Annotated in this window: 24 protein-coding genes; 7 read left to right on the top strand and 17 right to left on the bottom strand. The window is 70.5% G+C overall.

What is annotated here, in order from left to right; translation table 11 throughout:
• Window positions 1–233: 233 nt before the first annotated feature.
• Window positions 234–2510 carry a catalase/peroxidase HPI gene (gene katG, locus MED15_RS19455; protein ID WP_112736515.1) on the bottom strand — a complete coding sequence of 759 codons (2277 nt, stop codon included), beginning with the start codon at window positions 2508–2510 and terminating at the stop codon, window positions 234–236.
• Entirely contained in the window at window positions 2507–2962 is a 456-nt protein-coding gene (locus tag MED15_RS19450; protein ID WP_279616384.1) for a Fur family transcriptional regulator, read from the bottom strand. Before MED15_RS19450 ends, katG begins: the two co-directional genes overlap by 4 nt.
• A 198-nt stretch (window positions 2963–3160) precedes the next feature.
• Between MED15_RS19450 and MED15_RS19445 the strand changes: the two genes are divergently transcribed.
• The 3 genes from MED15_RS19445 (at window position 3161) to MED15_RS19435 (ending at window position 6182) form a co-directional block, all read left to right on the top strand.
• Window positions 3161–3568, top strand: a complete 408-nt coding sequence (locus MED15_RS19445) for a YciI family protein (RefSeq protein WP_112584450.1) — start codon at window positions 3161–3163, stop codon at window positions 3566–3568.
• Between the two features lie 8 nt (window positions 3569–3576).
• Window positions 3577–4722 carry an RNA polymerase sigma factor gene (locus MED15_RS19440; protein ID WP_112726217.1) on the top strand — a complete coding sequence of 382 codons (1146 nt, stop codon included), beginning with the start codon at window positions 3577–3579 and terminating at the stop codon, window positions 4720–4722.
• 434 nt (window positions 4723–5156) lie between these two features.
• Window positions 5157–6182: a glycoside hydrolase family 11 protein gene (locus tag MED15_RS19435; protein WP_112584449.1), complete on the top strand. Its 1026-nt coding sequence runs from the start codon at window positions 5157–5159 to the stop codon at window positions 6180–6182.
• 253 nt (window positions 6183–6435) lie between these two features.
• Here MED15_RS19435 and MED15_RS19430 read toward each other — a convergent pair whose 3' ends face one another.
• The 10 genes from MED15_RS19430 to MED15_RS19385 all read right to left on the bottom strand — a co-directional run bounded on the left by MED15_RS19430 (window position 6436) and on the right by MED15_RS19385 (window position 17003).
• Window positions 6436–7827, bottom strand: a complete 1392-nt coding sequence (locus MED15_RS19430) for a serine/threonine-protein kinase (RefSeq protein WP_244220512.1) — start codon at window positions 7825–7827, stop codon at window positions 6436–6438.
• A 218-nt stretch (window positions 7828–8045) separates the two neighbouring features.
• Entirely contained in the window at window positions 8046–8939 is an 894-nt protein-coding gene (locus tag MED15_RS19425; RefSeq protein WP_112584447.1) for an SGNH/GDSL hydrolase family protein, read from the bottom strand.
• 203 nt (window positions 8940–9142) lie between these two features.
• Window positions 9143–9757, bottom strand: coding sequence for a dihydrofolate reductase family protein (locus tag MED15_RS19420; RefSeq protein WP_112584446.1), 615 nt, complete (start codon window positions 9755–9757; stop codon window positions 9143–9145).
• A 107-nt stretch (window positions 9758–9864) separates the two neighbouring features.
• The gene (locus tag MED15_RS19415; RefSeq protein ID WP_146766733.1) at window positions 9865–10347 is read right to left on the bottom strand and encodes a GNAT family N-acetyltransferase; all 483 of its coding nucleotides are present in this window, start codon (window positions 10345–10347) and stop codon (window positions 9865–9867) included.
• A 264-nt stretch (window positions 10348–10611) separates the two neighbouring features.
• Complete coding sequence (locus MED15_RS19410) at window positions 10612–12009, bottom strand: glycoside hydrolase family 62 protein (RefSeq protein WP_112736513.1); 1398 nt, start codon at window positions 12007–12009, stop codon at window positions 10612–10614.
• Between the two features lie 186 nt (window positions 12010–12195).
• A complete protein-coding gene (locus tag MED15_RS19405; RefSeq protein ID WP_112584443.1) occupies window positions 12196–13281 on the bottom strand; it encodes a hypothetical protein in 1086 nt (361 codons plus the stop codon).
• A 58-nt stretch (window positions 13282–13339) separates the two neighbouring features.
• Window positions 13340–13783, bottom strand: coding sequence for an OsmC family protein (locus MED15_RS19400; RefSeq protein WP_112584442.1), 444 nt, complete (start codon window positions 13781–13783; stop codon window positions 13340–13342).
• A gap of 25 nt (window positions 13784–13808) precedes the next feature.
• On the bottom strand, window positions 13809–15548 hold the full coding sequence (locus MED15_RS19395; RefSeq protein WP_112584441.1) for a multicopper oxidase family protein: 1740 nt from the start codon (window positions 15546–15548) through the stop codon (window positions 13809–13811).
• The gene (locus tag MED15_RS19390; RefSeq protein ID WP_112584440.1) at window positions 15545–15997 is read right to left on the bottom strand and encodes a DUF6220 domain-containing protein; all 453 of its coding nucleotides are present in this window, start codon (window positions 15995–15997) and stop codon (window positions 15545–15547) included. Before MED15_RS19390 ends, MED15_RS19395 begins: the two co-directional genes overlap by 4 nt.
• Window positions 15998–16007: 10 nt before the next feature.
• The gene (locus MED15_RS19385) at window positions 16008–17003 is read right to left on the bottom strand and encodes a carboxymuconolactone decarboxylase family protein (RefSeq protein WP_112726208.1); all 996 of its coding nucleotides are present in this window, start codon (window positions 17001–17003) and stop codon (window positions 16008–16010) included.
• 144 nt (window positions 17004–17147) lie between these two features.
• On the opposite strand from MED15_RS19385, the gene MED15_RS19380 reads away from it, so the two are divergent.
• From MED15_RS19380 to MED15_RS19370, 3 genes are all read left to right on the top strand, one after another.
• The gene (locus tag MED15_RS19380; protein WP_244220511.1) at window positions 17148–18278 is read left to right on the top strand and encodes a sensor histidine kinase; all 1131 of its coding nucleotides are present in this window, start codon (window positions 17148–17150) and stop codon (window positions 18276–18278) included.
• A gap of 25 nt (window positions 18279–18303) precedes the next feature.
• On the top strand, window positions 18304–18966 hold the full coding sequence (locus MED15_RS19375; protein ID WP_112736509.1) for a response regulator: 663 nt from the start codon (window positions 18304–18306) through the stop codon (window positions 18964–18966).
• 106 nt (window positions 18967–19072) lie between these two features.
• Window positions 19073–19786, top strand: coding sequence for a hypothetical protein (locus tag MED15_RS19370; protein WP_112584436.1), 714 nt, complete (start codon window positions 19073–19075; stop codon window positions 19784–19786).
• A 13-nt stretch (window positions 19787–19799) separates the two neighbouring features.
• Here the strand turns inward: MED15_RS19370 and MED15_RS19365 are convergent, their stop codons facing one another.
• Window positions 19800–20567, bottom strand: coding sequence for a class I SAM-dependent methyltransferase (locus MED15_RS19365; RefSeq protein ID WP_112736507.1), 768 nt, complete (start codon window positions 20565–20567; stop codon window positions 19800–19802).
• 131 nt (window positions 20568–20698) lie between these two features.
• On the opposite strand from MED15_RS19365, the gene MED15_RS19360 reads away from it, so the two are divergent.
• Entirely contained in the window at window positions 20699–22225 is a 1527-nt protein-coding gene (locus MED15_RS19360; protein ID WP_112736505.1) for a gluconokinase, read from the top strand.
• On the opposite strand, the gene MED15_RS19355 is transcribed toward MED15_RS19360, so the two are convergent.
• Genes MED15_RS19355 through MED15_RS19340 form a run of 4 tightly spaced genes read right to left on the bottom strand, consistent with a single transcriptional unit; the run spans window position 22203 to window position 26318 of the window.
• On the bottom strand, window positions 22203–23093 hold the full coding sequence (locus tag MED15_RS19355; RefSeq protein WP_091406994.1) for an ABC transporter permease: 891 nt from the start codon (window positions 23091–23093) through the stop codon (window positions 22203–22205). The genes MED15_RS19360 and MED15_RS19355 overlap by 23 nt on opposite strands.
• Window positions 23093–23983: an ABC transporter permease gene (locus tag MED15_RS19350; protein ID WP_167457684.1), complete on the bottom strand. Its 891-nt coding sequence runs from the start codon at window positions 23981–23983 to the stop codon at window positions 23093–23095. Before MED15_RS19350 ends, MED15_RS19355 begins: the two co-directional genes overlap by 1 nt.
• Window positions 23984–23988: 5 nt before the next feature.
• Window positions 23989–25101 (bottom strand): ABC transporter ATP-binding protein, encoded by a 1113-nt coding sequence (locus tag MED15_RS19345; protein ID WP_112736503.1) that lies wholly within the window; start codon window positions 25099–25101, stop codon window positions 23989–23991.
• Entirely contained in the window at window positions 25098–26318 is a 1221-nt protein-coding gene (locus tag MED15_RS19340; RefSeq protein ID WP_112584430.1) for an ABC transporter substrate-binding protein, read from the bottom strand. Before MED15_RS19340 ends, MED15_RS19345 begins: the two co-directional genes overlap by 4 nt.
• Window positions 26319–26339: the final 21 nt, after the last annotated feature.

Here is a 26339-nt window from a genome sequence, read left to right as displayed (position 1 = left end):
GTGACTAGGTCCGCGCCCGCCGCCCGGGCAGGGTCAACACCTTGCCATGGAAGGGCCCGTCCGCCAGCTGATCAATGAGACAGGAAAATCATCCATGGGATTCGTCGCGAAGGGAATGGCACCGGGGGTGACATCAAGGTGGACGGCGCTGGTCCCGCGTCGAACGGCACGCAAAGGGCGACGAGCCCCGGTCGATCACGTGCGGATCGGCCGGGGCTCGTCGGTGGTACCTGTCAGGCGAGATCGAACCGGTCGAGCTCCATGACCTTGGTCCAGGCGGCCACGAAGTCCGCCACGAACTTGTCACGGGCGTCCTGGCTGGCGTAGACCTCGGCGAGGGCGCGCAGCTGCGAGTTGGACCCGAAGATGAGGTCGACCGCGGTGCCGGTCCACTTCACCTCATCGGTGGCCAGGTCGCGGATCTCGTACACGTGCTCGTCGGACTTCGACGCGCTCCACCGGGTGCCCGGGGAGAGCAGGTTGGCGAAGAAGTCGTTGGTGAGCACGCCCGGCCGGTCGGTGAGCACACCGTGCTGGCTGCCGCCGACGTTGGCGCCGAGGGAGCGCAGACCGCCGATGAGGACGGTCATCTCGGGCGCGGTCAGGTTGAGCATGTAGGCACGGTCGACGAGCAGCACCTCCGGCTGGGTCTTCTCGCCGGCGCGAAGGTAGTTGCGGAAACCGTCGGCGCGCGGCTCGAGGACCCGGAAGGAATCGGTGTCGGTCTGCTCCTGGGTCGCGTCGGTGCGGCCCGGCCGGAACGGCACTGTCACCTCGACGCCGGCGTCCCGCGCCGCCTTCTCGACGGCGGCCGAACCGGCCAGCACGATCAGGTCGGCGAGCGAGATGGTCGCCCCGCCAGCGGAGTTGAACTCCTGCTGGATCCCCTCAAGGGTGGCGAGGACGGTGGCCAGCTGCTCGGGCTGGTTGACCTCCCAGCTGCGCTGCGGCTCGAGGCGAATGCGCGCCCCGTTGGCACCGCCGCGCTTGTCGGTGTGCCGGAAGCTCGCGGCAGAGGCCCAGGCGGTGGAGACCAGCTGGTCGATCGTGAGACCGGACTCCAGGACCTTCGCCTTGAGTGCGGCGATGTCGGCGTCGCCCACCAGCTCGTGGTCGACGGCCGGCACCGGGTCCTGCCAGAGCTGCGGCTCGGCCACCCACGGCCCGAGGAAGCGCTCGATCGGGCCCATGTCGCGGTGCAGCAGCTTGTACCACGCCTTGGCGAAGGCCAACGCGAACTCGTCGGGGTTCTCCAGGAAGCGGCGGGAGATCTTCTCGTACGCCGGGTCGACACGCAGCGACAGGTCGGTCGTGAGCATCGTCGGCCGGTGCTTCTTCGCCGGGTCGAAGGGATCCGGGATGATCGCCTCGGCGTCCTTGGCGACCCACTGCTTCGCACCGCCGGGGCTGGTGGTGAGCTCCCACTCGTAGCCGAAGAGGATCTCGAAGAAGCGGTTGCTCCACTGCGTCGGCACGTCGGTCCACGTCACCTCGAGACCACTGGTGATCGTGTCGGCGCCCTTTCCGCTGCCGTGGGTGCTCAGCCAACCCAGGCCCTGCGCCTCCAGCGGAGCGCCCTCGGGCTCCGGGCCCACGTGGTTGTCGGCGACGCCGGCACCGTGGGTCTTACCGAAGGTGTGACCACCGGCGATGAGGGCGACGGTCTCCTCGTCGTTCATCGCCATCCGGCCGAAGGTCTCGCGGATGAAGTGCGCCGCCGCGGCCGGGTCCGCGTTACCGCGCGGGCCCTCCGGGTTGACGTAGATGAGCCCCATCTCGGTCGAGCCGACGCCGGCCGCCATCTCCTTCTCGGAGGCGTAGCGCTCGTCGCCCAGCCAGGTGTCCTCGGGACCCCAGAAGATCTCCTCGGGCTCCCAGACGTCCTCGCGACCGAAGCCGAAGCCGAAGGTCTTGAAGCCCATCGACTCCAGGGAGACGTTGCCGGCGAGCACGATCAGGTCGGCCCAGGAGATCTTCTGGCCGTACTTCTGCTTGACCGGCCAGAGCAGCCGGCGGGCCTTGTCCAGGTTGGCGTTGTCCGGCCAGCTGTTGAGCGGAGCGAAACGCTGACCGCCGTCGCCCGCGCCACCGCGACCGTCCTCGATGCGGTACGTGCCGGCGGAGTGCCAGCTCATCCGGATCATGAGGCCGCCGTAGTGGCCGAAGTCGGCCGGCCACCAGTCCTGCGAGGTGGTGAGCACCTCGACGATGTCGCGCTTGAGGGCCTCGACGTCGAGCTTCGCGAACTCCCTGGCGTAGCTGAAGTTCTCGCCCAGCGGGTTGCCCTTGGACGAGTGGGCGTGCAGCACCGACAGGTCGAGCTGGTTGGGCCACCAGTCCCGGTTGGTGCGGGGACGACCGCCGGTCTTCGGGGTCGGCGAGTCGATCGCCGGGTTCTCGCTCTCGCTGCCGTGCGCGGTCACTGAGTCGTGCGCGACCGGGCAGCCGGCAGCTGCCTTCTGGTCCACGCCCTGCGCACTGACGGGGCCGTTGTCCTGGGTGTCGCTCATGTACTTCCTTCCGAGCTTGCGGATCTCTGGGGCGTGCGTTCGGTCGCGCAGTCGGGGCAGCTGCCCCAGTAGACGACCTCCGCCTCGTCGACCACGAAACCGTGGTCGCCCGAGGCGGTGAGACAGGGGGCGTGACCGACGGCGCAGTCGACGTCGGCGATGGCGCCGCAGGAGCGGCAGACGACATGGTGGTGGTTGTCCGCGACCCGGGACTCGTAGCGGGCGGTCGCCCCGGCCGGTTGGATGCGCCGCACCAGGCCGGCATCGGTGAGCACGCGCAGCACGTCGTACACGGCCTGGTGGGAGACCGTGGGGTGATCCGCGCGGACCAGCGCGATCACCGCGTCGGTGCCGGCGTGCGGGTGGTCACGTAGCGCCGCGAGCACCGCCAATCGGGGCCGGGTCACGCGCAACGAGACGGCCCGCAGCTGCGCCTCGAAGTCGGACATCACGGGTACGAACACTAGCTCACTATTTTGGAACGAATCAAATTTTGCCCCGCCCGAGGTGCCCCGACAGCGGACGATTCACCCGAGGTTAACCTGCGGGAGGAAAAAAATCGGACAGCCATGTCGAGAAGTGCCGACCGGCTTCGTCCCCGGAGTGAACGTGACCACGATGGGTCACAGCCAGCACCGAGGAGCATCACGATGGCGAAGTACCTGCTGCTCAAGCACTACCGGGGCGCCCCGGCCGCGGTCAACGACGTGCCGATGGACCAGTGGACCCCGGCGGAGATCTCGGCCCACATGCAGTACATGCGCGACTTCGCGGCCCGACTCGAGGGCACCGGAGAGTTCGTCGACGGTCAGGCACTCGCCCCCGAGGGGACGTTCGTCCGGTACGACGGCGAGGGCCGCCCGCCGGTCACCGACGGTCCCTTCGCCGAGACCAAGGATCTCATCGCCGGTTGGATGGTGATCGACGTCGACAGTTACGACCGGGCCGTCGAGCTGGCCGGGGAGCTGTCGGCCGCTCCCGGGGCGGGCGGGAAGCCGATCCACGAGTGGCTGGAGCTGCGCCCGTTCCTGAGCGAGCCCCCCACCATCACGGAGTGACGGCCCCGATGGACGAGACGCTGCTGCGCAGCCTCACGCCGAGCGTCCTCGGGATCCTCGTCCGCCGCGGAATCGACTTCGCGGCGGCCGAGGACGCCGTGCAGGACGCCCTTGTCGAGGCGGTCCGGGTCTGGCCGGCCGACCCGCCGCGCGACCCGAAGGGCTGGCTCACCACTGTGGCGTGGCGACGGTTCCTCGACGCGGCGCGGGCCGACGCCGCTCGCCGTCGGCGCGAGGATCTCGTCGACGAGGAGCCGGCGCCAGGGCCCGCTCCCACGGTGGACGACACGCTCCAGCTCTACTTCCTGTGCGCCCACCCGTCGCTGACGCCCTCGTCCGCGGTCGCGCTCACGCTGCGCGCCGTCGGCGGGCTGACCACCCGGCAGATCGCCCACGCCTACCTGGTGCCCGAGGCGACCATGGCGCAGCGCATCAGCAGGGCCAAGCGCACCGTCTCCGGGCTGCGCTTCGACCGACCCGGTGACGTCGCCACCGTGCTGCGCGTCCTCTACCTGGTCTTCAACGAGGGCTACTCCGGTGACGTGGACCTCGCCGCCGAGGCCATCCGGCTCACCCGGCAGCTCGCGTCCGCGATCGACCACCCCGAGGTGGCGGGGCTGCTCGCCCTCATGCTGTTGCACCACGCCCGGCGCGCCGCCCGGACCGCGCCCGACGGCAGCCTGGTGCCACTCGCCGAGCAGGACCGCAGCCGCTGGGACACCCGGTCGATCGCCGAGGGCGTCAAGATCCTGCTGGCAGCCCTGGCCCGCGACCAACTGGGCGAGTTCCAGGCCCAGGCGGCCATCGCGGCGCTGCACGCGGACGCGCCGACCGCCGCGGAGACCGACTGGGTGCAGATCGTGGAGTGGTACGACGAACTCGGGCGCCTGACCGCGAACCCGGTCGTCCGACTCAACCGCGCGGTGGCGGTCGGTGAGGCCGACGGCCCCCGGGCCGGCCTGACGGCGCTCGCGGCGGTGGACGACGCGCTGCCCCGGTACACGGCCGTGGCGGCGTACCTGCACGAGCGCGACGGCGATCCGGCAACGGCGGCGCGGCTGTACGCCGAGGCCGCCCAGCAGGCCCCCAACCTCGCCGAACGCGACCATCTGACCCGCCAGGCCGCCCGGCTCAACGCCCTGCGGCGTCGCTGACCGCTCGAGCAACGGGAGCGTCTGCCCGTGCCACTGGCCACGGCCAGGCCACCTGGTCCGGAAAGTCTCCGGAACTTCCGGCAGCCCTCAGCCCGACCGGTGTTCGGCTGTTGCGACGCCGCGGTGACCGCCCTGGACTCTGATCGACTACTGACCTGGATGGATGCCGCTCCGGCGATGACGGCGGTGTTGCCACGCCGTTTCCGGAAATTGTTGACAAGTCGACGGCTGGGTTAATACGGTCGCCATCGACGGCGCTCGATTGTCGTCAGCACCAGCCACCACGACCCACTTCTCCGGTCGTCGTGCAGGACGACCGGCCCACCACCACCACCGAGCGGTACGACGCCGTGGCCGTTACCCGACCACCGGCAGCCTGCCGAGGCGTACCGCGCCGCTGGCCCCCGCCAGCCGTCAGAGGAGGCAACAGTTCCATGACCGACACCAGCCACACCAAACCGAGAGGCCGCGGCCGCATGCGGTTGCTCCTGGGCGCCGCATGCGCCGCCGTCGTGGCCGTCGCCGGCACGATGACGGCCACCAACGCGTACGCCGAGGCCGACCGGACCCTCACGTCGAACCTCACCGGCACGCACAACGGGTACTACTTCTCGTTCTGGAAGGACAGCGGCAACGCCAGCATGACGCTGCGCGCCGACGGCCGATACACCAGCAGCTGGGACAGGAGCACCAACAACTGGGTCGGCGGCAAGGGCTGGGCCACCGGCAACCGTCGGACGGTCACCTACTCGGGCAGCTACAACCCGGGTAACAACAACACCTACCTCGCCCTCTACGGATGGACGCGCAACCCGCTCATCGAGTACTACGTGGTGGAGAACTTCGGCAGCTACAACCCGAGCAGCGGCGCCACCCGGATGGGCACGGTCACCACTGACGGCGGCACCTACGACATCCTCCGCAGCCAGCGGGTCAACGCCCCGTCGATCGACGGCAACCAGACGTTCTACCAGTTCTGGAGCGTCCGCCAGCAGAAGCGCTCGAGTGGCACCATCACCACCGCCAACCACTTCGACGCCTGGGCCCGGGCCGGCCTGAACCTCGGCACCAACCACAGCTACCAGGTCATGGCCACCGAGGGTTACCAGAGCAGCGGAAGCTCCGACATCACCGTCCGGGAGGGCAGCGGCGGCGGCAACCCGACCACCCCGCCCCCCACCGGCAACCCGGGGACCGGAAACTGCAACGCGACGATCTCCGCCGGCCAGCAGTGGGGTGACCGGTTCAACCTCAACGTCGCGGTCAGCGGCACCAACAACTGGGTCGTCAGCCTCGGCCTCGGTGGCGGTCAGAGCATTCAGAACAGCTGGAACGCCGCCGTCAACGGCAACAGCGGCACCGTCACCGCGACGCCGAACGGCAACGGCAACAACTTCGGCGTAACGATCATGGCCAACGGCAACTGGAACTGGCCGACGATCAGCTGTCGCACCAGTTGACGCCGATCAGTTCCTGACATCGCACCACTGGCGTGGCGGCCTCGGTCGCCACGCCAGTCTGCGTTGCGTAGGCAACCCCCGTCCGCCTCGGCGTCCATGGCGGCCACGGGCCGACCCCGCTCGATGTGCCCTTTGCTCTGCGCCCGCCGAGGCACCACCGGCCTACAGCTGGATGGCGCTTGCGCGGGTGCGGAGCAAAGGCGGATCTTGCGGCACGGTCCAGTCACAGGACCGTGGTCTTCGCCGCCGTCCGCTACGCCCGCGGCAGCGCGGTCTCGCCTCCGGCCGTCGATTCCTCCGCCGACGGTTCCTCCGCCGACGGGTCCTCCGCCGACGGGTCCGAGGTTGGGTCCGCCGCGGGGTCCTCCGTCGTCCCCGAGGTCGGCGCCACTGTCGTTCCACCCGTCGGGGCTTCCGTCGGCTCCGCAGGAGCGCTCTCGGACGCGGTGGGACCGGGCGCATCCGTAGTGCTTCCACCGGACGGCGTCGACGGATCCACCGTCCCCTCGGCCCGGGTGGGCGTCGGGGTCGGGGAGCCGGGCGCTCGGACCGGCAGGCCCGCAGAACTGCGGGTGGCTGGTTCACCGCCGCCGACGCCGGGGCCCGGTTCCCGCTGCGACGGCACCGTTGGCGACACCGCGGGCGGCACCGCGGGAGGCGTCGACGGGCGCCCGGCCGGGCCGGGCATGATCCCGATGGGATCGGCGAGAACCAGGACGGCAGCCGCGGCGGCCAACGATCCGAGAAGCACCGCGAGCGCTCTGGGCCCAGGAGTGACGGCCCGGCTCACCGTGCCACCGGGGGCCGACCGCCGGGCATCCGTGACCTCGGTCCGCACCCCGATCTCGGTCGCCCCGGTCGCGGTGGACAGCAGGTGGTCGGACGGGGCCGCGAGTGCCTGCGCCGCCCCGGCCATGGCCGCTGCCGTCGGAAAGCGGTCTGCGGGCTCCTTGGCCATCGCGGTGGCGACCACACGCCGGACCTCGGCCGGAACGTCCTCGGGCAGTGGTGACGGTTCCTCTTCGAGATGCCGCAGCGCCACCGCGACGGCATTCTCGCCCTGGTGCGGCGGCCGCCCGGCGAGGCAGTGGTAGGCGACAGCCCCCAGCGCGTAGATGTCGATCGCCGGTGTGGTCTCGTTCTTCGCAACCTGCTCGGGTGCCATGTACAGGGCGGTGCCGACGATCTGGTTCGCTGCGGTCAGGCTCGTCGCTTCCCGCGTCACCGCGACACCGAAATCGACGAGTACGACGTGTCCGTCCGGCTCGATGATCAGATTGCTGGGTTTGACGTCACGGTGGACGACACCGGCGTCATGCGCGGCCTGCAGGGCACGGGCGGCCTGCGCCGCGATCGACATCGTCTCGGCCACGTCCAGCCGGCCGACCTCGGCGATCCGCTCCGACAAGGGCTGCCCCTGCACGCATTCCATCACGATGTACGCGAGGACCGGCGCTCCGGACTGGGACACCTCACCGTAGTCGTAGACCTGGGCTACACCTGGGTGACGCAGAGCTGCCATGGCCCGCGCCTCGCGCCGGAACCGCTCACCGAAGCCGCCGTCGGTAGCCAACCGAGGTTGCAGCATCTTGACCGCCACGCAGCGGTCGAGGGTTTCGTCGACCGCCCGCCACACGTCACCCATTCCGCCGCTGGCGATGCTTTCGACCAGGCGGTAACGGTCTCCGATGACTTGCCCCACATTCGGCATAGCTTTCGGTACCCCGGACTCCTCGATCTCAAGCACAGCGAGTCTGGGCACCGCCGCGCGGCGCACCGCAGGAGTGACCCGCCCCGCCGCTGCCGGCGGGGCGGGCTCGGCCGTTTACGGCTCGGTCAGCTGTTCAGCCTGCCAAGGCTCGATCAGCTGTTCAGCCTGCCAATCAGGGCGGTGGCCATGCCCTGCTCACCTCGGGCATTGGGGTGGAACGGCGCGGCCGAGTTCTGCGGCACCAGACCCTCGACCCACCGGGTGCCGCTGCCCTTGCACGCGTCGCGGCCGATCGACGGGGTGTAGACATCGGCGTAGGTGGCGCCGTTGGCGCTCGCGACGCTGGCCAGCATCGCGTTGAGCGACTTCTCGACGCCACGCAGGTACGGCACGTCCTGGTAGGCGATCGGAACGACCGGCCAGCAGCCGTAACCGCTGTCCGGCAGGATCGCCGGGTAGCCGAGCACCACGACCCGCGCGCCCGGTGCGGCCTGCCGGACCGCCTGGAGCACGGCGGTGATCTTCGGCGTGGCGGCGACGATCCGTGCCTGCAACTGGTCGACACCTCCGGCGGTGTACCGGTTCTTGCACGGAGATCCGAGCGGGCTGCTGACGCTCGCCTCCGCGCAGTCGCCGATGATGCCGGAGAAGCCGATGTCGTTGCCGCCGATCTGCACCGTCACCAGCGACGTGTTCGACGTGACCGCGTTGAGCTGCGGCGGCAACGTGATGCCCAGTTGGCCACTACCGCCGTAGAGGATGTCCTCCGTGGTGGCGCCGGAGCAGCTCACGTCGGCGAACGACGACGAGCCGGCGGACGCCGCCACCAGTGACGGGTAGTTACGGTTGGACCGCAGACAGTTGAGGTCGACCTGGGTGGGGATCAGCGGACCTGCTGTGTACGAGTCGCCCAGCGCGACGTAACGGCCGGTGGGCACGGCGGCGCTGGCGGGGGTGGCGACGGTGAGCAGCACGCCGGCGGTGGCCAGCGCGAGTGCGGCCAACCGGGTGGCTGCCCGCAGGCGGGGCAGGCGGGGACGGGTCATGGCGCCTCCCAGGAGGGATCAGGGTGGTGGTGCCCGAGATCCTGTCGCCGTCGACGCCCGCCGTCAATATCGATGAACCTCACTAAATGCCGGTCCGAAGTGTGGGATGAATCGGTGGCGGTCAATCCGGCGAGGCGTGCCACCGGGCACCGGTGACCCGGACCCGGGAGCGGCCGGCGCGGCGGCCGTCCCCGAAACGCCCACTAGTTTCCGGCTGGCACCTGGTCCTTGATTTCCTCATAGCCGACCGGAGTCGGTGCCGTGCCCGGCGCGTAGATCACCCGGAGGACGCCGGTCGGGAACGCTTCCGAAGCCAGCAGTCGCAGGTGGTACGCCGCGTCGCCCTCGTCGAACAGCTTGCGGCCCTTGCGCGCGGCCACCGGATGCACCAGCAGACGCAGCTCGTCGACCAAGCCGGCGGCGAGCAGTTGCTGCACCACTGAGATCGACCCGGGGATGAGGATTCCCCGGACGCCGGCATCGGCCTTGAGCGCGGTGACAGCGTCGAGGAGGCCACCGTTGATCAGCTCGGAGTTGCGCCAGGAGAACTCCAGCGGCTGGCGTGAGACGACGACCTTGCGCATGTCGCCGAGTTGCTTGGCGAACGGCGCGTCGTCCCCACCCGCGGCCTCCCGGCCGGGCCACGCCCCGGCGAAGCTGTCGTACGTCTCGCGGCCGATGAGCAGCACATCGGCGGCGTCATAGTCCTCGGTGACGGCGCGGCCCATGTTCTCGTCGAAGTACGGGAAGTGCCAGTCAGGGTCGATCTCGGCCACACCGTCGGCCGAGATGAACAGCGTGGAGATGACCTTTGCCATCGCGGGGATCCCTTCGAGTCGGGTGATGTCGGTAGGTCGACCGGCGCATCGTCCCAAACTCGTCAGCCACAGGCGGTCCCGATGGTGCGTGTCGTATCCCGTCTTTGTCAGCCCGACGTCACGGGAGCGATCCAGTGCCACGTTTCGAGCAGCTTCGGCTGCCCCAACCCATTCGTCCTCTCGACGACGGCATCGTCGCTCCGGACGTATCCGGCGGACTCGGCGACCCGCCGCGAGGGCACATTGCCCTGCACGATGCTCAGCCGCAGTCGGGTGAAGCCGAGTTCTTCGTGGCAGAACGTCGTCATCAACCGCAGAGAACGCGACGCCAGGCCTCGGCCGCGGTGCGAGGGGCCGATGGCGTACCCCAGCACCCCGCTCGCCACGTGCAGTGCGACGAGGCCACGCGGCTCCTCGCCGTCGCGCGTCACGGCCAGGTCGACAATGCCCTGGGCACGGCGCCGCCGAATTCTGACCAGAAAGGCGTCCGCGTCGAATGGAGAAGGAATATCGGTGTTCGCGGCGATGTCCGGCGCGTCGAAGAGGCCCGGCATGTGCGGCAGATCGGCGTCGAGCCAGTCCCGCAGCACGATCCCCTCCCCTTCCAGTACGAGAGAGGAGGCGATTGGATCGACCGCCGACGACACTGTTGATTCGCAGCTCACACAACATCCTTACACGGACGTCGCCGCCGGCCTCAGCGCTGCCGTTGCTTGATCGACTCGCGTTCAAGGAAGTCGCGGCGTCAGGACGACCGGTATACCGCGACTTCCCTGAACCCGAGTGGATCCCGGCGTGGTGCGGGCGGGCTCGGCGTGACGCCGAGCCCGCCCGTCCGGGTCAGTCGAGCGTGATCAAACCGGGCGCTGCAGGGTCAGCAGACCCGGCCGGTACGGCAGGAGGCCGTAGTCGCCGCCGGAGCTGGGGGAACGACCCTGGTAGAGCAGTTGCAGGTTGCAGGGGTCGACTGTCATCGTCTGGTCGGCGTTGGTGCGCAGCAGCTCACCGTGGCTGATGTCGTTGGTCCAGGTGGCGCCGCTGTTGGCCTTGCCGGCGAACGGGTTGCTCTCGCTGGTGGCCTGCGGCGTCCACGAGCCGCCCAGGCTGGTGGCCGTGAACGAGCGGAAGTAGCGGCCCTGCGAACCGATCGCCTCGACAATCATGAGATAACGGGTCTGGCCCTGGAGCTTGTAGACCTGAACGGCCTCGAAGAGGTTGTTCGTGGTGTCGCTCATGATGGTCGTGTAGTTGGAGCCGAAGCTGCCGGGGAAGTTGCCGATCGGCATGCTGGCCCGGTAGATCTTGCCGTTGTCACCGGCGAAGAACAGGTACATGTTCGTGTCGTCACCGATGACCGCCTGGTCGATCGGGCCGGTACCCGAACCGGTGATGCTTCCGCTGAACAGGGTCTGTGCCGCGGACCAGCCGTTCGGGTTGGTCGGGTTGGTCGAGGTCCGGTAGGAGAACGCCGGCCCACCCCACTGGTAGGCGAGCACCCAGATGTTCTTCGGGGCGAAGTAGAACAGCGACGGCGCGACGGTCGCGTTGTTCATCGCGTTCTGGCTGGCCGAGGCCATCTGCGAGTAGTTCGTGAAGAGGCCGAAGTTCATCGAGCCCCACCGGGTGCCGTTGTCGTGGGTGGTGGCGTAGACGAGTTGCTGGCCGTTGTAGGGGGCGACGGTGAAGTCCTTGAGTGACACCCAGCCCGACCTCGGGGTCGCCAACACCCCGGTGGAGGACCACCGGTACGTCGAGGGAAGGTTGCACGTGGTCGGCGGCGGATCGGTCGGCGGTGGGGTGGTCGGCGGCGGGTCGGTCGGCGGCGGAGTCGTCGTGCCGCCGGTGCAGGTGACGCCGTTCAGGGCGAAGCTCGCCGGGTCGGGGTTGCTGCCCGTCCAGGACCCGTTGAACCCGAACGACACAGTGCCGTTGGTCGAGACCCCACCGTTGTAGCTCACGTTCTTCGCCGTCACTGCCGACCCGCTCTGCGTCAGCGACGTGTTCCAGGCCTGCGTCACCGTCTGCCCGGCGCCGTACGACCAGGTCAAGGTCCAACTGCTCAACGGATCACCCAGGTTCGTGATCGCCACGTTGGCGCCGAAGCCGCCCTGCCACTGCGACGACACGGCGTAGTTCACCGAACAACCCTCAGCCGCGGCACCGGCCGGCAGCGCCGCGACAACTGTCGACGACATCAGTAAGCCGACGCCGGCCGCAACCAGACCGACATTGGTGGCTTTGGATCTGGTCATGTAGCACCCTCCTCGCGGGACGGCGGCCTATGCATTGGTGTGGGTCATTGTGCAGTGACCGATTGTGAGCGTTAACAGGCCGCGTCAGGTATGTTACGGGAGCGCTCCCATACCCTCAACAGCATCTATCCCTCGTTCTCGCCCACGTCGACTTCGCCGGTGCGGCTGGCCCAGCAGCGACCGTTCTCAGACGACGGTGAGGGTGAGGACACCGAACTGGTTGCCCCGCTGCACGTAGTGCGGCAGATACAACTTCCAGGTCACGCTCAGCTCGCGCCCGGCCCGCATCGAGGCTGGCACCTCGGCGACCATTTCGAACACGGCGCTGCCGCCGGCAGGGATCTGCGGGAGCGCGCGGCAGTTCAGCCGGTACAGCTGGGCCGAGTTCACCGCGTCGTTCGTCGCGTCGCCGAGAGAGAACCGTTCCATCAGGTAGCCCGGGCAGGGGTCCAGCGCGAGGGGGCCGTCGGTCGGGTTGCCCAGCGTCACCTGGAAGGTGAGCCGCGACCCGGCGGCGGCGGTCGTCGGCCCCTGAACAGCGACGGTGAGCTTTTCGAGCGGCGAGGACGGGGGCTTCGACACCGTCACCGGCTCGGTGAACCCGCTCGCGGACAGCGTTCCCCGCGCGCGCGGGTGCACCCCCTCCCCCTGCGGACAGCCCGGACGCTCGTCGGCGGTGACCGGTGCGCGCAACCTGCCGCCGTCGTGCGGCAACTCGATCGCGAGCTCCAACGAACCCCTCACGGGCTGACAGAACGGCCCGGACCAGTCCAGGCGCAGGCTGGCGTGGCCGCCGGCCGGCACGGCGACCACCCGGGTACGGCCCTCCTCGTTGATGCCGTGGGTGTAGAGCATCGGGATCTCGCGGCCGCCGGCGAGCATGGTCGTGGGCACCTCGCCCTGCAGGGTGCACTCGACAGTCGACGAGTTCCGTACGTCCACTTCGCCGATGAGCTTGCCGATGGCGGCGTCGAAGCCGCGAGGCGTCTCACCGCCGGTGCCGGGCCGCGTCCAGGTGGTGAGCCGGCCGGTCAGCTGCTCCGCCCGGCACGGTTCGCTGCCGGGGGCCGGCGTTCTCGGCGCGGCAGGGCGGCCGTTGAGGTCCTCGCCGGTGATCTTCAGGTCGGCCCAGGGCACGCTGCCGTCGGCGAGCAGTTCGGTGGGCGCCGGCTCCGCGACTGACGGGTCCGAGCGACCCGGCTGGGCGTTCGGGTCGGCGCACGCCGCCACCATGGTGAGCAGGATCAGCAGTGGCACCAGTAGTCGACGCATGCCCGTCATCCTCACCCGAACGAACCGCAGGGGCCTGAGTAGCCGTGCTCAGCGCCCGTCAGTCCCCGGTGGTCCCGGGGCCCTCGGCGATCGCGACGGGAGTGCCGAGCTCGACGGTACGGGAGACAGTGCACAACCGATCGTGCGACTGCTGCAACGACCGGGGCAGCGCCGCACGGGCCGCGTCGCCCTCCGCGCCCTCCGGGAACGTCACTGTGAACTCGACCCGCAGGTTCCGCATCCGGTTTCCGCCGGCCTCGTCCCGGATCTTGTCACCGGTGACGGCGACGGCGAACTCGGTCGGCTCGGCCCGACGACTGGTGATGTGGTCCACGTCCACAGCAGTGCAGCCGCCGATGGCGGCCAGTAGCAACTCCACCGGCGTGAAACTGCTGTCCTCGCCCGTGCCCAACGACACCGAGCCGCCACGGGAGTTCCGCACGACGTAGTTGCCCAGGCTGGTGCGCTCGATCGCCACCGAACGGAAGGTGTCCTCAGTCATGACAGAAAACTACAGGCCCCGGCGATCACGAGTACATGAGATGGAGCGTCATCCCGGCATCGGCGTGCGCCAGGTTGTGGCAGTGATTGGCCCACATCCCCGGGTTGTCGGCCCGGAACGCCACCTCCCACACCTCGCCCGGACGGACGTCGAACGAGTCCAGCCACAACGGGCTTCCGGTCGCCGGCTTGCCATCGCGGGCCAGCACCAGGACGTGGTGGCCGTGCAGGTGCCACGGGTGCACGATCTGCGACCGGTTGACGATCGTGAACCGTACGACGTCACCCCGGCGTACGACCTGCGGTGGGATGTCCGGGTCGGCCGCACCGTTGACGGTGTGGGCGTACCGCGGTAGCAGTCTGCGCAGGTCGAGGCCGCGATCGAGGACGAGGGTGAACGTCTTGTCGAACCGGGACCAGGGCACCGGAGCGGTCGCGCCGTAGCCGAGCGGGTCGAGCACCGGCCAGGCGCCGGTCGCCGTCGACACCGGGCCTGTCGAGTAGACCGCCCGCCCGTCGACGAACAGCGCCACCGGGGTCGCCGGCGCGTCGAAGACCAGGTCGTAGCGGCCCCCGGCCGGGATCAGCACCGCGGTGTCCACCAGCGGCGTCGGGCCGCGCAGGTCGACACCGTCGATCGCGGCCACCCGGAACGCGGTCCCGGCCACTGCGTACCGGTGCGTCGTGCTGTCGGTGTTGATCAACCGCAACCGCACCGGCAGGCCGGCCTCGACCTGCTCCACTTTCGGCGCGGGCAACGGACGGCCCGCCAGGGTGTGCACCGGCACTGTGACGTCGAGGCCGGTCGCCGGGCCCGGTCGCACCACCAGCACGCCGTAGAGACCCATCCGCACGCCGACATCGGAGGCCGAATGCGTGTGGTACCAGTACGTTCCGGCCTGGTCGGCGCGGAACCGGTAGACGAACTCCTGCCCGGGCCGCACCGCCGCCTGCGTCACCCCGGGTACCCCGTCCTGATCGTTCGGCACGTCGTACCCGTGCCAGTGCACTGTGACGCCGCGCCCGATGTCGCGGTTGCGCAGCGTCACCTCCACCACGTCGCCGACGGTGGCGGTGAGCTCCGGTCCGGGGACCTGCCCGTTGAACGCCCACGCCGCGACGTTCCGGCCGCCCACGTCCACAGTGGCGGTCCCGGCGGTCAGCGTGAACCGCCGGGTGGGTTCGTCGGCGATCCGGGCCGCCGGAGAACCATGATCATGCGGTACGGCGGGCGCGGCGCCCGGAGCGACGGTCAGCCCGGTTCCGGTCAGCAGCGCCGCGACCGCCACCACGAGGGCCACCCGGGACACCGTCCGGGGCAGGTGCGCACCGAGCGCGCGCCCCGAGATCACCGTCGCCGCCACGACTCCGGCGACCGCGAGCAGCCCCGCCCCGGCCGACGCCGGATAGCCGTGCAGGATCGTCACGAGCAGGGCGCTGCTCGTGGCGTACCCGGCGAAGAGCAGCGGAACCGCGACGGCCCGGATGTCGCCCGGGGCCCGCAGCAACCGCGGACCGGCGATCCCCACCGCCGCGAGCGACAGTGGGGCAGCGATGAGGACCTTCTCCGCGGCGAACCACCAGCCGGCGCGGGCGAGGGCGGTGATCGTGATCGCGCGGGCGAGCGTGGCGAGCAGCGCGACGGCCGCCAGTCCCAGCGCGAGCGGGCGGCGACGGGCGGCGGACGCGGCGCCACCGCCCAGCCAGGCGGCAGCCGCGAGGACCGCGATCACGAGGTCGGCCGCGAGCAGCGACCCGGTGGTCACGCCGGCTCTCCTTCCCGGGTGACCAGCCGAGCCGTGACGGCGGGAACCGGGACGCTCAGCTGTCGCGCCGCCCGATGGACGCCGACCACGACGTGCACCGCGATGATTCCGTTGAGCGCGTGCAACCCACCGATGGTCAGGCCGAGCGGGGTGCTGACACCCGACGCGTCAGTGGACGCCTCGGCCAGCATGGCGATGAGCGGCTGGAGGACGACGAGGCCGATCGGCAGGATCGCCAGGCCGACGACCTTTCCCGGTGCCTTCGCCAGGGCGGCGAACACTGCGGTGAGCACTGTGAGAGTCGGGATGACCGCCATGCCGTTGACGCTGTGCAGCGCGTACGCGTCGTCGCCGGCGGGTCTGGTGAACCCGCCCACGGCGGCGAGGACGAACTGCACGGCGAACGCGACGAGCAGCAGAGCGCTGATGATGACGAATGCCTTGCGCATGGGTTACCTCCTAGAGGCGCGCCGAGGCGAGGGCCCGGGCGACGTGATCGGTGGCCGTGATCGCCCCGTACGCGACCAACCGCACGAGGTCGGCGTCGGCGGGGTGGGAGAGCCGCCAGAGAGCGACGTCGCCCGGGCTGATCGCGCTGGGCGCGAACGCCGCCAGCAACGCGATCCGCGTCCCGATGCGGTCCGTGCCCGGCACGTCCCGGACCAGGTCGACGGCCCAGTCCGCCGGCCGGGCCGGGAACCGCCCGTCCTCCCAGCGCACCGTGGCCGTGACGGTCTGGCGCGCCACGTCGCCCAGCAGCAGGTCCCCACCCCCTGTGGCGGCGTCCCGCAGCGACGCGTAGGCGACGCCCACCGGGCTGTCCCCCGCCCAGGCGGGAGGTGATGTGGTCGGGTCGGCGTCGAGGAGCGGGAGGCTTCGGCCGGGCTCCTTCGGCTCCCGGGCCGCCTTGGCGTAGAGCCGGCCCCCGACCGAGCGCACCAGCGGGGAGCGTTGCAGGCCGCCGGGGAGCAGGTCGGGGTCGAGCAACGCGGAGACGACCCGGTTGATGAAGTGGAAGGCGAGCAGGGTGCCGGTGATCTCCGGGACGTGGGTGCTGGTCCAGTCGGCGGCTCTGGGGCTGCGGCTCGCCTGCGCCCAGCCGACGAGCGCGGCGTGCCTCGGCTCGGTGGGCGTCTCGCCCCGGGCGACGGCCTCGGCCAGCTTCGCTGCGCCCAGCGCGTGCAGCAGCAGCACGTGGGCGTCGACGCAGAACTGACAGCGGTTGGCCCGGGACACCGCTGCCGCGACGAGTTCGCGCTCGACCCGGGGCGTGTCCCCGGCGAGCAGCGCCTCCCGCATCAGCGCCCAGGTCGCGGCCAGCACCTCCGGCACGGCCGAGAGCGCCTGGAAGGTCGGCAACGGTCCGAGAAAGTCGTCGCGCAACTGTTGGTAGACGGACGCTGTGCGGCCGGTGGCCGCCCTCGTCGGCGTGGGGGTGAAGAAGCGGTATGTCATGGGCTCGATGCTTGTTCCGGCGGGCCGGAAAAACGTCGTGCCGCCGCAGACACTTGCCCCGCCGCTCATACCGCGCCCGTGGTACGCCGCAGGTACCACGCGCGCGGGATGCTCCACCGACGACGGCCGTTCTACAGTGCGAACATGCGCCGCGACCTCCCGTACGCCCTCGGCGGTCTCGCCCTCGGCGTCCTCCTGCTCGGCAACGCCGTGCTCACCCCGGACGCCGCGCCGGTCGAGGTGCTCGACGTCGCCCTGGTCCTCGCCACTGTGGTGGCCCTGGCGGCGTGCCGGCGCTACCCGGTGGTGGCGCTGGGCGTGGTCACCGTCGCCATGCTGGCCGTTCACGTCCGGGTGCACCCCGGGGTGTCCGCCGCGTTCCCCGTCCTCTGCGCGGTGTACGTCAGCGCCTGGCAGGGACACCGGTCGGCCGCCGCCGTGGCGAGCCTCGCCTTCCTCGGTAGCTTCCTGGCCCGCGACATCTCGACGGCGCCGGCCGGCCGACCAGGCCAACTGGTCGCCGAGCGGACGGCCCTGCTGCTCGGCTGGTTCGTGGCGGCCAACGTCGCCGGGCTCGTCGCGCGGCAGCGCCGGGCGTACCTGGAGCAGGTCGAGCAACGGGCGATCGAGGCCGAACGCACCCGCGAGGAGGTGGCGTTGCGGCGCGCCGGGGAGGAGCGCCTGCGCATCGCCCGCGACCTGCACGACTCCCTGACCCACAGCATCTCGGTGATCAAGGTGCAGGCGGGGATCGCCGTGCACCTGGCCCGCAAGCACGGCGAGGAGCCGTCGGCCACGCTGCTGGCGATCCAGGAGGCCAGCGGCGCCGCGATGCGGGAACTCCGTACGACCCTGGACGTCCTCCGCGCACCAACCGACGGCGATCGGGTCGGGCTGGCCCGGGTGGACGAGCTGGCCGAGCGGACCCGGGCGGCCGGCGTACCGGTGCAGGTGACCGTCACCGGCCAGCGCGGGGACCTGCCCGACGAGGTCGACCAGGCCGGGTACCGGGTCATCCAGGAGGCCCTCACCAACGTGGCCCGCCACGCCGGGCCCGCGACAGCGCACATCCAGGTGGAGTACGCCCCGGCGGGGCTGACCGTCGCGGTCACCGACGACGGTCAGGCGTCACTGGCCGAGCCGTTGACCCCGGGCGTGGGTCTGCGCGGCATGCGGGAGCGGGTCAGCGCCCTGGGCGGCACGCTGCGGACCGCCGCGCACGACGACCACGGGTTCACCGTACGGGCCACCTTCCCGCTGGACGGCCCGCGATGACCGCCCGCCTCCCGGAGGAGCCGGGATGATCCGGGTGCTGCTCGCCGACGACCAGGCGCTGATGCGAGCCGGCTTCCGGGCACTGCTCGACGCCGAGGACCACCTGGAGGTCGTCGGCGAGGCGACCGACGGCACCTCGGCCGTCCACCTGTCGCGGTGTCTGCGCCCGGACGTCGTCCTGATGGACGTGCAGATGCCGGGCCTCGACGGCATCGAGGCCACCCGGCGCATCGCCGCTGATCCCGACCTCGCCGCGATCCGCGTGCTCATCCTCACCAACTACGGGCTCGACTCCTATGTGTTCGCCGCCCTCCGCGCCGGCGCCAGCGGCTTTCTCCTGAAGGACGCCGACCCCGCCGACCTGCTGCACGCCGTCACCGTCGTCGCGCGCGGTGACGCGCTGCTCGCGCCGACGGTCACCCGCACACTGATCAGTGAGTTCGTGGCCGGCCCACCGCCGGCCGTGCCAACGGCCGGGCGCGACGTGCTGACCGCCCGGGAGCAGGAGGTCGTCGAGCTGGTCGCCCGTGGGCTGACCAACGACGAGATCGCCGTGCGCATGGTGATCAGTCCGCTGACCGCCAAGACACACGTCAACCGGGCGATGACGAAGCTGCACTGCCGCGACCGGGCGCAGCTGGTCGTGTGGGCGTACGAGTCGGGGCTGATCACGCCCCGTCGGCGGTGAACGCCGTCTCCGAGAGGGCCCCGATCAACCCCCCTTGGCAACATGAGGGAGGATCGACGCACTAGCATTGCCGCCGTCCGCGACGGCTCTGCTGAATCGAGGCGACATGCGTTGGCTCCGTCGATTGCTGGGCGGTAGGAAGGTCCAGCTCGACCCGGGACGCCAGCAGGCGCTGCTGCACGACGTCCAGTCCCGGTACGGCCCCCACGCGCGGATCCGGTTCAACGAGCAGGTCGACGCGCTCACCGGTTCGCTCGACAGTGACGACGGCCTGGTGGTGGCGACCCGGATCGTGAGTCAGGTCGCCGACGAGGCCCACGTGGACCTTCAGGCCCAGGCCCAGGAGATCCACCGACGGACCGGCCGACGGCTGCTGGTGCACCGCCGTAACTACCGGCCGCTGTGGAAGGAGGCGGGCCCGGCCCTGCGCTGGCCGCTGTTCGCGTTGCCGTGTGGCTTCCACCCGTACGCGCAGGTGGCCGCCGCCGTCACAGTGGTCGGCACCCGGGCGCCCCGGCTCGACCGGGTGACCGACCCGAACCCGCTGGTGACCCGCGTGTTCGAGGTGCTCGACCTGACCACCTCCGGCTGGGAGTACGGCCGGGTGCGGGTAGACACCGACGCTGCCACCCTGGCCGATCGACTGATCGTCAGTGCCGGGCAGGTCCTCGCGGCGATGGACGACCCGCCGCGACTGCCGCCCGCGGTCCGTGAGCTGATGCGTCGCAACAACACCGTCGCGGTGCACGACCCGTCCAGCCCCCGGGCGGTGGGCGGGATCAACCTGGGCGCGCGGATGCGGGAGGAGTTCCTGGTTTGAGCGCCAGCGGGCGCTACTGATCGGGGCGTCGACGCGCGAGATGCACGATGACGTCGGCGGAGAGCTCGACCGTCTCGGGCAGGACCTGTTCGATCTGGGCGAAGACCTGCTCCTGCTCCGAGGTCGGCAGCTCGAGATACGCCGAGATCGTCGACAGATGCCCGACGTAGTCGCGAGCACTCATCGTCAGCCGACGCTCGATCACGGTCTGCTGCACATCGGTGAACCATTCGGAGCGCTGGAGCTCGGTGCCCGGCCACTGCATGGCCTGCCCCGCGGGCGTGCCATCGGGCGACGGAATCTCGTCGCTCTCCAGGAAGGGTGCCCGGGCGACGCGGACAGCGTCCGCCACCGCCGGGTCAACCAGCTGGGTCGGTCCACCGAACGAGGCGAACACGCCGCCGGGTTCCAGCAGCGCGGCCATCAGCGACCATCGCTCCTCCGGTTTCGTCCAGTGCAGTGCCGCTGCCGCGTAGACCAGGTGGTACCTCGCGCCCGGCCGCAGGTCCTCGAATGCGGCCCGCACGGTCCGGACGCCTGCTGGCACGTGCCTGCGCAGCTCGGCGAGCATGGCCCCGTCCGGCTCGGTCGCGGTGACAGTGACGCCCGCTCCGGCGAACAGCCGGGTCGCCTTGCCGGTTCCGGCGCCGATCTCCAGGGCCGTTCGAATGGGCCGATCCGCGTACGTCAGCACCAGGTCGACAAGCTCGGCGGGGTAGCCCGGTCGGTACCGCTCGTATCGTTGGGCCACCATTCCAAAGCTCAGTGCACGAGCAGGCATGCCGACAATCCTGTCACCACTCGCGTCGGCGATGCCCGGTATTCCAGGCAACGGGTGGGCTACGCGCCGCCGTGACGACAACTGCGCGCAACCGCTTGCCGGCCCGCCGAACACCGCTCGACCATGTGCGGATGGGGCCGGAGCGTCGGGTGATCGTCGGTGTCGACGTGGGCACCACTGCCGTGCGGGCTGTCGCGTTCGCGTTGGACGGCACCGCACGACACGTCGCGACGCGGGAGTACCCGCTGCGTGAGCCGATGCCGGGCTGGCAGGTACAGGAGCCCGACGTGCTGATGGCGGCCACCGTGGCGGCGATGTCCGCGTGTGTGGCCGGCACCGCCGGGGCGGAGGTGGTCGCCGTCGCGCTGAGCTCGGCCAGGTACGGCCTGATCGGGCTGGACACGGCCATGACGCCGGTGACGCCGCTGCTGACCCGGCGCGACACGCGGTCGTCGGAGGCGGCCCGTGAGTTGCGGTTGTCCGGCCAGAGCCGGGAGCTGCACCGGTTGACGGGCACACCCGTGCATTCGATGAACCCGCTCTGCAAGCTCCTGTGGTTCGCCCGCCATGAGCCGTACCTCTGCACGGCGACGCGGTGGTGGATCGGCCTCAAGGACTACGTGGTCCATCGGCTCACCGGGATGTTGGTGACCGAGCTGTCCTCGGCATCCGGCACCGGGATGTTCGACGTGCACCGTCGACTGTGGAGTCCCGCCGTACTCGATCTTGCCGGGGTGTCCGAGAGTCAGCTGCCCCCGGTGCTGCCCACGACTGCGGTGTTGCGGTTGTCGCCGACGGCCGGGCGCGCGGTCGGCCTGCCCTCCGGCACACCGGTGGTCGTCGGCGCGGGGGACGGTCCGTTGCGGAGTCTGGGCGCGGCGGCGATCGACCCCACCGTCGGTGGCCTGACGCTCGGGGCCACCGGGGCCCTGCGGACGGTCGTCGAGGCTCCCCTCACCGACCCGGCGGAGACGTTCTCCTGCGGTGCGCTGACCGACGACGCCTGGGTTGTCGGCGGCGCGCTCAGCAACGGCGGCAACGTCGTGCGGTGGACGGGACGCGTCCTCGGTGACGACAGTGCCGCGCCCGCTCTCCTGGATCTCGCCGAGCGGATCGCACCGGGCAGCGACGGTCTCGTGATGCTGCCCTACCTGCGGGCCGACGAGGCCCCGCCGCAGGGCTGTGCCCCGCCGGGCGCGTTCCTGGGTCTGCGCAGCGAGCACTCGCGCGGCCACCTGGTCCGGGCCGCCGTGGAGGGCGTCTGCCTGCAACTCGCTGGTGTCCGTGACCGGCTGGCCGAGCTGACGCCGATCGACAGCGTCCGCCTGACCGGCGGCGCCTTCGGGTCGCCGCTGTGGCGCGAGGTGATGGCGGCGGTGCTGGACTGCCCGGTCCGCGTCACGGGTGTGGCCGACCATGTCACCCTCGGCGCGGCGACCCTCGGGCTCTTCGCGATCGGGCACACCGCCGATCTTCAGGAGGCGCTCACCCAGCTCGATCCCGGGGTCGCCGGCGGCGAGCCCGTCGCTGTGGACCCGGCTCTCGCCGCGGCCTACCGCGGTCTGCGGACGAGGCTGCCCGCGCTCCTCACTGTCGCGGGTCGCCTGGGCGAGATCCTCGACGCCAGCACCGGCCTCAGTGCTCCGGCTCGTCCTTGACCTGGGCCACCAGCTGGGTCGGGTTGACGTAGCGCAGCGCGACGACGAGGAGGACCAGCATCATCGAGGTGTAGATGACCGCCATGGCGTCGACCGACTGTTGTGCCCTGATCCCGGATGCGGACATCGAGTAGTAGAGCGCCACCACCAGGGTCTGCGAGTCCGGTCCCGCGGTCAGGAAGGTGAGCTCGAACATGCCCACGGTCCGGACCAGCACGAGGATCGCGGAGGCGAGGATGCCCGGCACGAGCAGCGGCGTGAGGACCCGGAGGAACACCGTCCGCAGGCCCGCGCCGCACATGCGCGCGGCGCTCTCGATCCTCGGGTCGATCTGCTCGATGAACGGGGTCATGGTCAGGATGACGAAGGGCACCGACGGCACGAGGTTGGCGAGCACCACCCCGGACATGTGCCCGGCCAGGCCGAACTTGTAGAGGACGGTCGCCAGCGGGATGCCGTACGTGATCGGGGGCATCAGAATGGGCAGCAGGAACACCAGGAAGATCAGCCGTTTGCCCGGGAACGAGCGCCGCGCGAGGGCGTAGGCGGCCGGCACGCCGATCACCAGCGAGAGGCCCACGACGAGTACGGAGACCTCCAGTGTCACGACGATGACCTGGAGGAGCGCGAACTCGTCCCAGGCTCGGGCGTACCAGCTGGTGGTGTAGCCGTCCGGGAGCCAGGTGTCGAACCAGCGCTGGCCGAACGAGCTGACCAGCACGGACGCCACGACGCCCAGCAGGTTGAGGAAGAAGAAGATGACGACGCCCCACACGATCCAGGCGGCCGGGCGCGCGGCGATGCGCCGCCGCCGGTCGGTGCTGGTGGCGGGGGGCCGCGCTGGTGGGGCCTGGGTGGTCGTTGCCATCAGCCCTTGCCTCCGCTGGAGCCGGTGTAGAAGCGGCTACGAGCGGCCAGCACCACAGCGATGATGACCAGCTCGACGAAGCCCATGATCATGGCGATCGCCGACGCGTACGGGTAGTCGTACTGCTCGTAGGCCGCCTGGTAGGCGGCGAGGGAGATGACCCGGGTCTCCCCGGCCGGGTTGCCGACCAGGACTGCCGACGGGAACACACTGAACGCCAGGACGAACGTCAGGCAGAAGGTCGTGGCGAGGCCGGGCATCAGCAGCGGCAGGGTGATCCGGGTGAACCGACGACGCCAGTCCGCGCCCAGCGTCGCGGCCGCTCGTTCCAGGGTCGGGTCGATGCCGGACAGGTACGAGAGCACCAGCAGGAACGCGAACGGAAAGCCGGTGATCACCAGGGAGAAGAACACGCCCCAGTAGTTGTGGGTCAGCCGCACCGGCTCGTCGACGAGATGGGTGGCCAGCAGGATCCGGTTGAACCAGCCGGTGGGGCCGAGGAAGTTCAGCAACCCCTGTGCGGTGAGGACCGTGCCGAGTGTGATCGGCACGACCAGCAGCGTGGTGACCAGCCGTTTGCCCCGGAACCGGCCGCGCATCCGGTAGGCGATCGGCACCGCCGCGAGGACGTTCAGGAGCGCGGCGGGCAACGCGATCCGCAGCGTGATCCAGATCGTGCCGCGCTCGTAGGAGTCGGAGAAGAACCGGGCGTAGTCGCTGAACGGCCCGCCAGTGGTCGGCTGGAACGAGAGCGTCAGGCCGTAGAAGAACGGGTAGAGGAACAGGGCGATGACGAAGACCAGGGCCGGGACCAGCAACCAGAGCTGACGATCGACGCCCCGCTCGGCGAGACGGTGCTGCCAGTGCGCCAGCGGCCTCCCGGGCCCCACGCCGCTCACCGCGTCGCCCCCGGAGCGTCCGCGAGGCGGTCGGGTTGCGTCGACGCGTCGGCGGGATAGACGAGCAGCCGCTGCGGGTCGACGGCGAGCTTGACCTGGTCGCCGGGCGCGATCCGCTGCTCGGTCCGCAGGTGCAGCAGCAGTCCGGTGTCGGTACGGGCCTCGGCCGCCAACTCGCGCCCCTGGTACTCCACCACCTCGACCGTCGCCGACATGGCGTTGCGGGTCTCGCCGGGCCCGTCGACGCGGATGTCCTCGGGGCGTACCGCGACCACCGCCTCCGCCCCTGGCTGGAGGCCCCCCACCACCTCACCGAGCAGGCGATGACCGGACGACTCGACGGTGGCCCGGGTGCCTTCGGACTGCTCCACCCGCCCCCGCCACAGGTTGCGGTAGCCCATGAAGTCGGCGACGTGCCAGTTCGCCGGTCGGGTGTGCAGCTCACGCGGCGAGCCGATCTGCTGCACCCGCCCCTCCCGCAGCACCACCAGTCGGTCGGCCAGGGACAGCGCCTCCTCCTGGTCGTGGGTCACGTAGACGGTGGTGAGCCCCAACGACTGGTGCAGCCGGCGGATCTCGGTCCGCATCTCCAGGCGCAGTTTGGCGTCGAGGTTGCTCAACGGCTCGTCCATCAACACCAGGGACGGCTCGAACACGACGGCACGGGCGATGGCGACGCGTTGCTGCTGGCCACCCGAGAGCTGGCCGGGCAGCTTGTCGACGTGGTCCTCCAGTCGCACCAGCCGCACCGCCTCCGCCGTACGCCGGCGCGTCTCCTCCTTGGGCAGCCGCCGCATGCGCAGTCCGAAGGCGATGTTCGCCCGGACCGTCAGGTGCGGAAAGAGGGCGTAGCTCTGGAACACCATGCCGAAGCCGCGCCGCTCCGGTGGGAGCGTGTCGATACGGCGCTCGTCCTGCCAGATGCTCCCCTGCGTCAACGGCAGCAGCCCGGCCAGGCAGTTCAACGCCGTCGACTTGCCGCAGCCGGACGGGCCGAGCAGGGCGATGAACTCCCCCGCCTCGATCGTCAGGTCCAGCTCGGTGAGCGCGGCCTGGCCACCGAACCGGCGGGACACCCCGTCCAGCCGCAGCTGGGTGAAGGCGCTCATCCCTGCTTGACCTTGCCGCCGCCGATCTCGCGGTCCCAGCGGCTGAACGCCGCCACCAGGCTCTTCGCGTCGAGCGGGACCTCGGTCGGGTTTCCGGCGATCAGCGCGTCGTACTCGGGGCGACCGAACTCCCGGATCGCGTCCTGGCTCTTCTGCGGCGCCGACGAGAGCTGGACCTCCTTGATCGCCGGGCCCGGGTAGAAGTAACCCTCGTCATACGCCTTCGCCTGCTGTTCAGGGGTGAGCATGAACGCCAGCAGGGCCAGCACGGCGGCCTGGGTGTCGGTCGACACGCCCTTGGGCAGGACGGCGTAGTGCGCGTCGGTGACCCAGTGGAAGCCGTCGATCGGGGTGATCCTGGCCTCCTTAGGCACCGTGCCGAGCACCCGCGGGTTGATGTCCCAACCGGTTGTGCTGACGATCAGGTGCGCGGTGCCGTTGGCGAGGTTCTTCATCGTCTCGGTGGTGCCGGACGGGTAGTAGTCGACGTACTGGCCCAACTCCTTGAGGAAGGCCCACGTCTTGTCCCAGCCCGCGGTGGGGTCCTTGGGGTTCGAGTCGCCCAGGATGTAGGGCAGACCCATCAGGAACGTCCGGCCCGGGCCGGAGTTGGCCGGGCGGGCGTACTGGAATTTGCGTGGGTTGGCTCTGGCCCAGGCGAGCAGTGCGTCCGCGCTGGTGGGTGGCGTCGCCAGGCGCGACGGCAGATATTCGAGCAGCGGACCGGACGGGTAGTAGGTGACGGTGACGCCCGCGTTGCCGGCGAGCTTCTGCATCGCGGCGGCCGGCTCCAGGTAGTTGCTCATGCCGCCGAGACGGTCCTGGAAGGTCGGCAACACGTCGATCCAGAGCCCCTGCTCTATCCCGGCGGCCAGGCCGTCGACGCCGGTCAGCACGAGACCGATGTCCACCCGGTCCGCCCCCTGCTGGGCCTTGATCTTCCCGGCCAGCTCGGGCGCCGGCGCCTTCGAATAGGTCACCCGGGAGATCACGTCGGGGTTCTTCGAGACGAACTCGTCGATCATCCCCTGGGTCAGCTGGAGGTTGCCCGCCACGTCGAGGACGTTGAGCGTGACGGCCTTACCGGGCCGCTGTGGCACCTCACCGGTGCTGTCGCCAGTGTTGTCGCCGGGGGCCTCGGGTGCCCCACACCCGACAGTGCCCACCAGGAGCGACGATGCCGTGACCAGGAGAGCGCCGCGCCGCGAGATACCCATGAGCCGTTCCCTCCGCCAGGT

Origin of the sequence: Micromonospora noduli (genome assembly GCF_003264475.1) — a bacterium.
GTDB lineage: Bacteria > Actinomycetota > Actinomycetes > Mycobacteriales > Micromonosporaceae > Micromonospora > Micromonospora noduli.
The sequence above is the reverse complement of the archived record's forward strand: the minus strand, read 5'-3'. Positions and strand labels throughout refer to the sequence as shown.

Coding starts and splice junctions, on each gene's coding strand:
- MED15_RS19405 (WP_112584443.1), bottom strand. CDS start 13,281: ATGCGTCGACTACTGGTGCCACTGCTGATCCTGCTCACCATGGTGGCG.
- katG (WP_112736515.1), bottom strand. CDS start 2,510: ATGAGCGACACCCAGGACAACGGCCCCGTCAGTGCGCAGGGCGTGGAC.
- MED15_RS19440 (WP_112726217.1), top strand. CDS start 3,577: ATGGACGAGACGCTGCTGCGCAGCCTCACGCCGAGCGTCCTCGGGATC.
- MED15_RS19380 (WP_244220511.1), top strand. CDS start 17,148: ATGCGCCGCGACCTCCCGTACGCCCTCGGCGGTCTCGCCCTCGGCGTC.
- MED15_RS19360 (WP_112736505.1), top strand. CDS start 20,699: ATGGGGCCGGAGCGTCGGGTGATCGTCGGTGTCGACGTGGGCACCACT.
- MED15_RS19435 (WP_112584449.1), top strand. CDS start 5,157: ATGACCGACACCAGCCACACCAAACCGAGAGGCCGCGGCCGCATGCGG.
- MED15_RS19340 (WP_112584430.1), bottom strand. CDS start 26,318: ATGGGTATCTCGCGGCGCGGCGCTCTCCTGGTCACGGCATCGTCGCTC.
- MED15_RS19400 (WP_112584442.1), bottom strand. CDS start 13,783: ATGACTGAGGACACCTTCCGTTCGGTGGCGATCGAGCGCACCAGCCTG.
- MED15_RS19410 (WP_112736513.1), bottom strand. CDS start 12,009: ATGACCAGATCCAAAGCCACCAATGTCGGTCTGGTTGCGGCCGGCGTC.
- MED15_RS19355 (WP_091406994.1), bottom strand. CDS start 23,093: ATGGCAACGACCACCCAGGCCCCACCAGCGCGGCCCCCCGCCACCAGC.
- MED15_RS19430 (WP_244220512.1), bottom strand. CDS start 7,827: ATGGGTGACGTGTGGCGGGCGGTCGACGAAACCCTCGACCGCTGCGTG.
- MED15_RS19370 (WP_112584436.1), top strand. CDS start 19,073: ATGCGTTGGCTCCGTCGATTGCTGGGCGGTAGGAAGGTCCAGCTCGAC.
- MED15_RS19385 (WP_112726208.1), bottom strand. CDS start 17,003: ATGACATACCGCTTCTTCACCCCCACGCCGACGAGGGCGGCCACCGGC.
- MED15_RS19365 (WP_112736507.1), bottom strand. CDS start 20,567: ATGCCTGCTCGTGCACTGAGCTTTGGAATGGTGGCCCAACGATACGAG.
- MED15_RS19390 (WP_112584440.1), bottom strand. CDS start 15,997: ATGCGCAAGGCATTCGTCATCATCAGCGCTCTGCTGCTCGTCGCGTTC.
- MED15_RS19345 (WP_112736503.1), bottom strand. CDS start 25,101: ATGAGCGCCTTCACCCAGCTGCGGCTGGACGGGGTGTCCCGCCGGTTC.
- MED15_RS19420 (WP_112584446.1), bottom strand. CDS start 9,757: ATGGCAAAGGTCATCTCCACGCTGTTCATCTCGGCCGACGGTGTGGCC.
- MED15_RS19375 (WP_112736509.1), top strand. CDS start 18,304: ATGATCCGGGTGCTGCTCGCCGACGACCAGGCGCTGATGCGAGCCGGC.
- MED15_RS19425 (WP_112584447.1), bottom strand. CDS start 8,939: ATGACCCGTCCCCGCCTGCCCCGCCTGCGGGCAGCCACCCGGTTGGCC.
- MED15_RS19445 (WP_112584450.1), top strand. CDS start 3,161: ATGGCGAAGTACCTGCTGCTCAAGCACTACCGGGGCGCCCCGGCCGCG.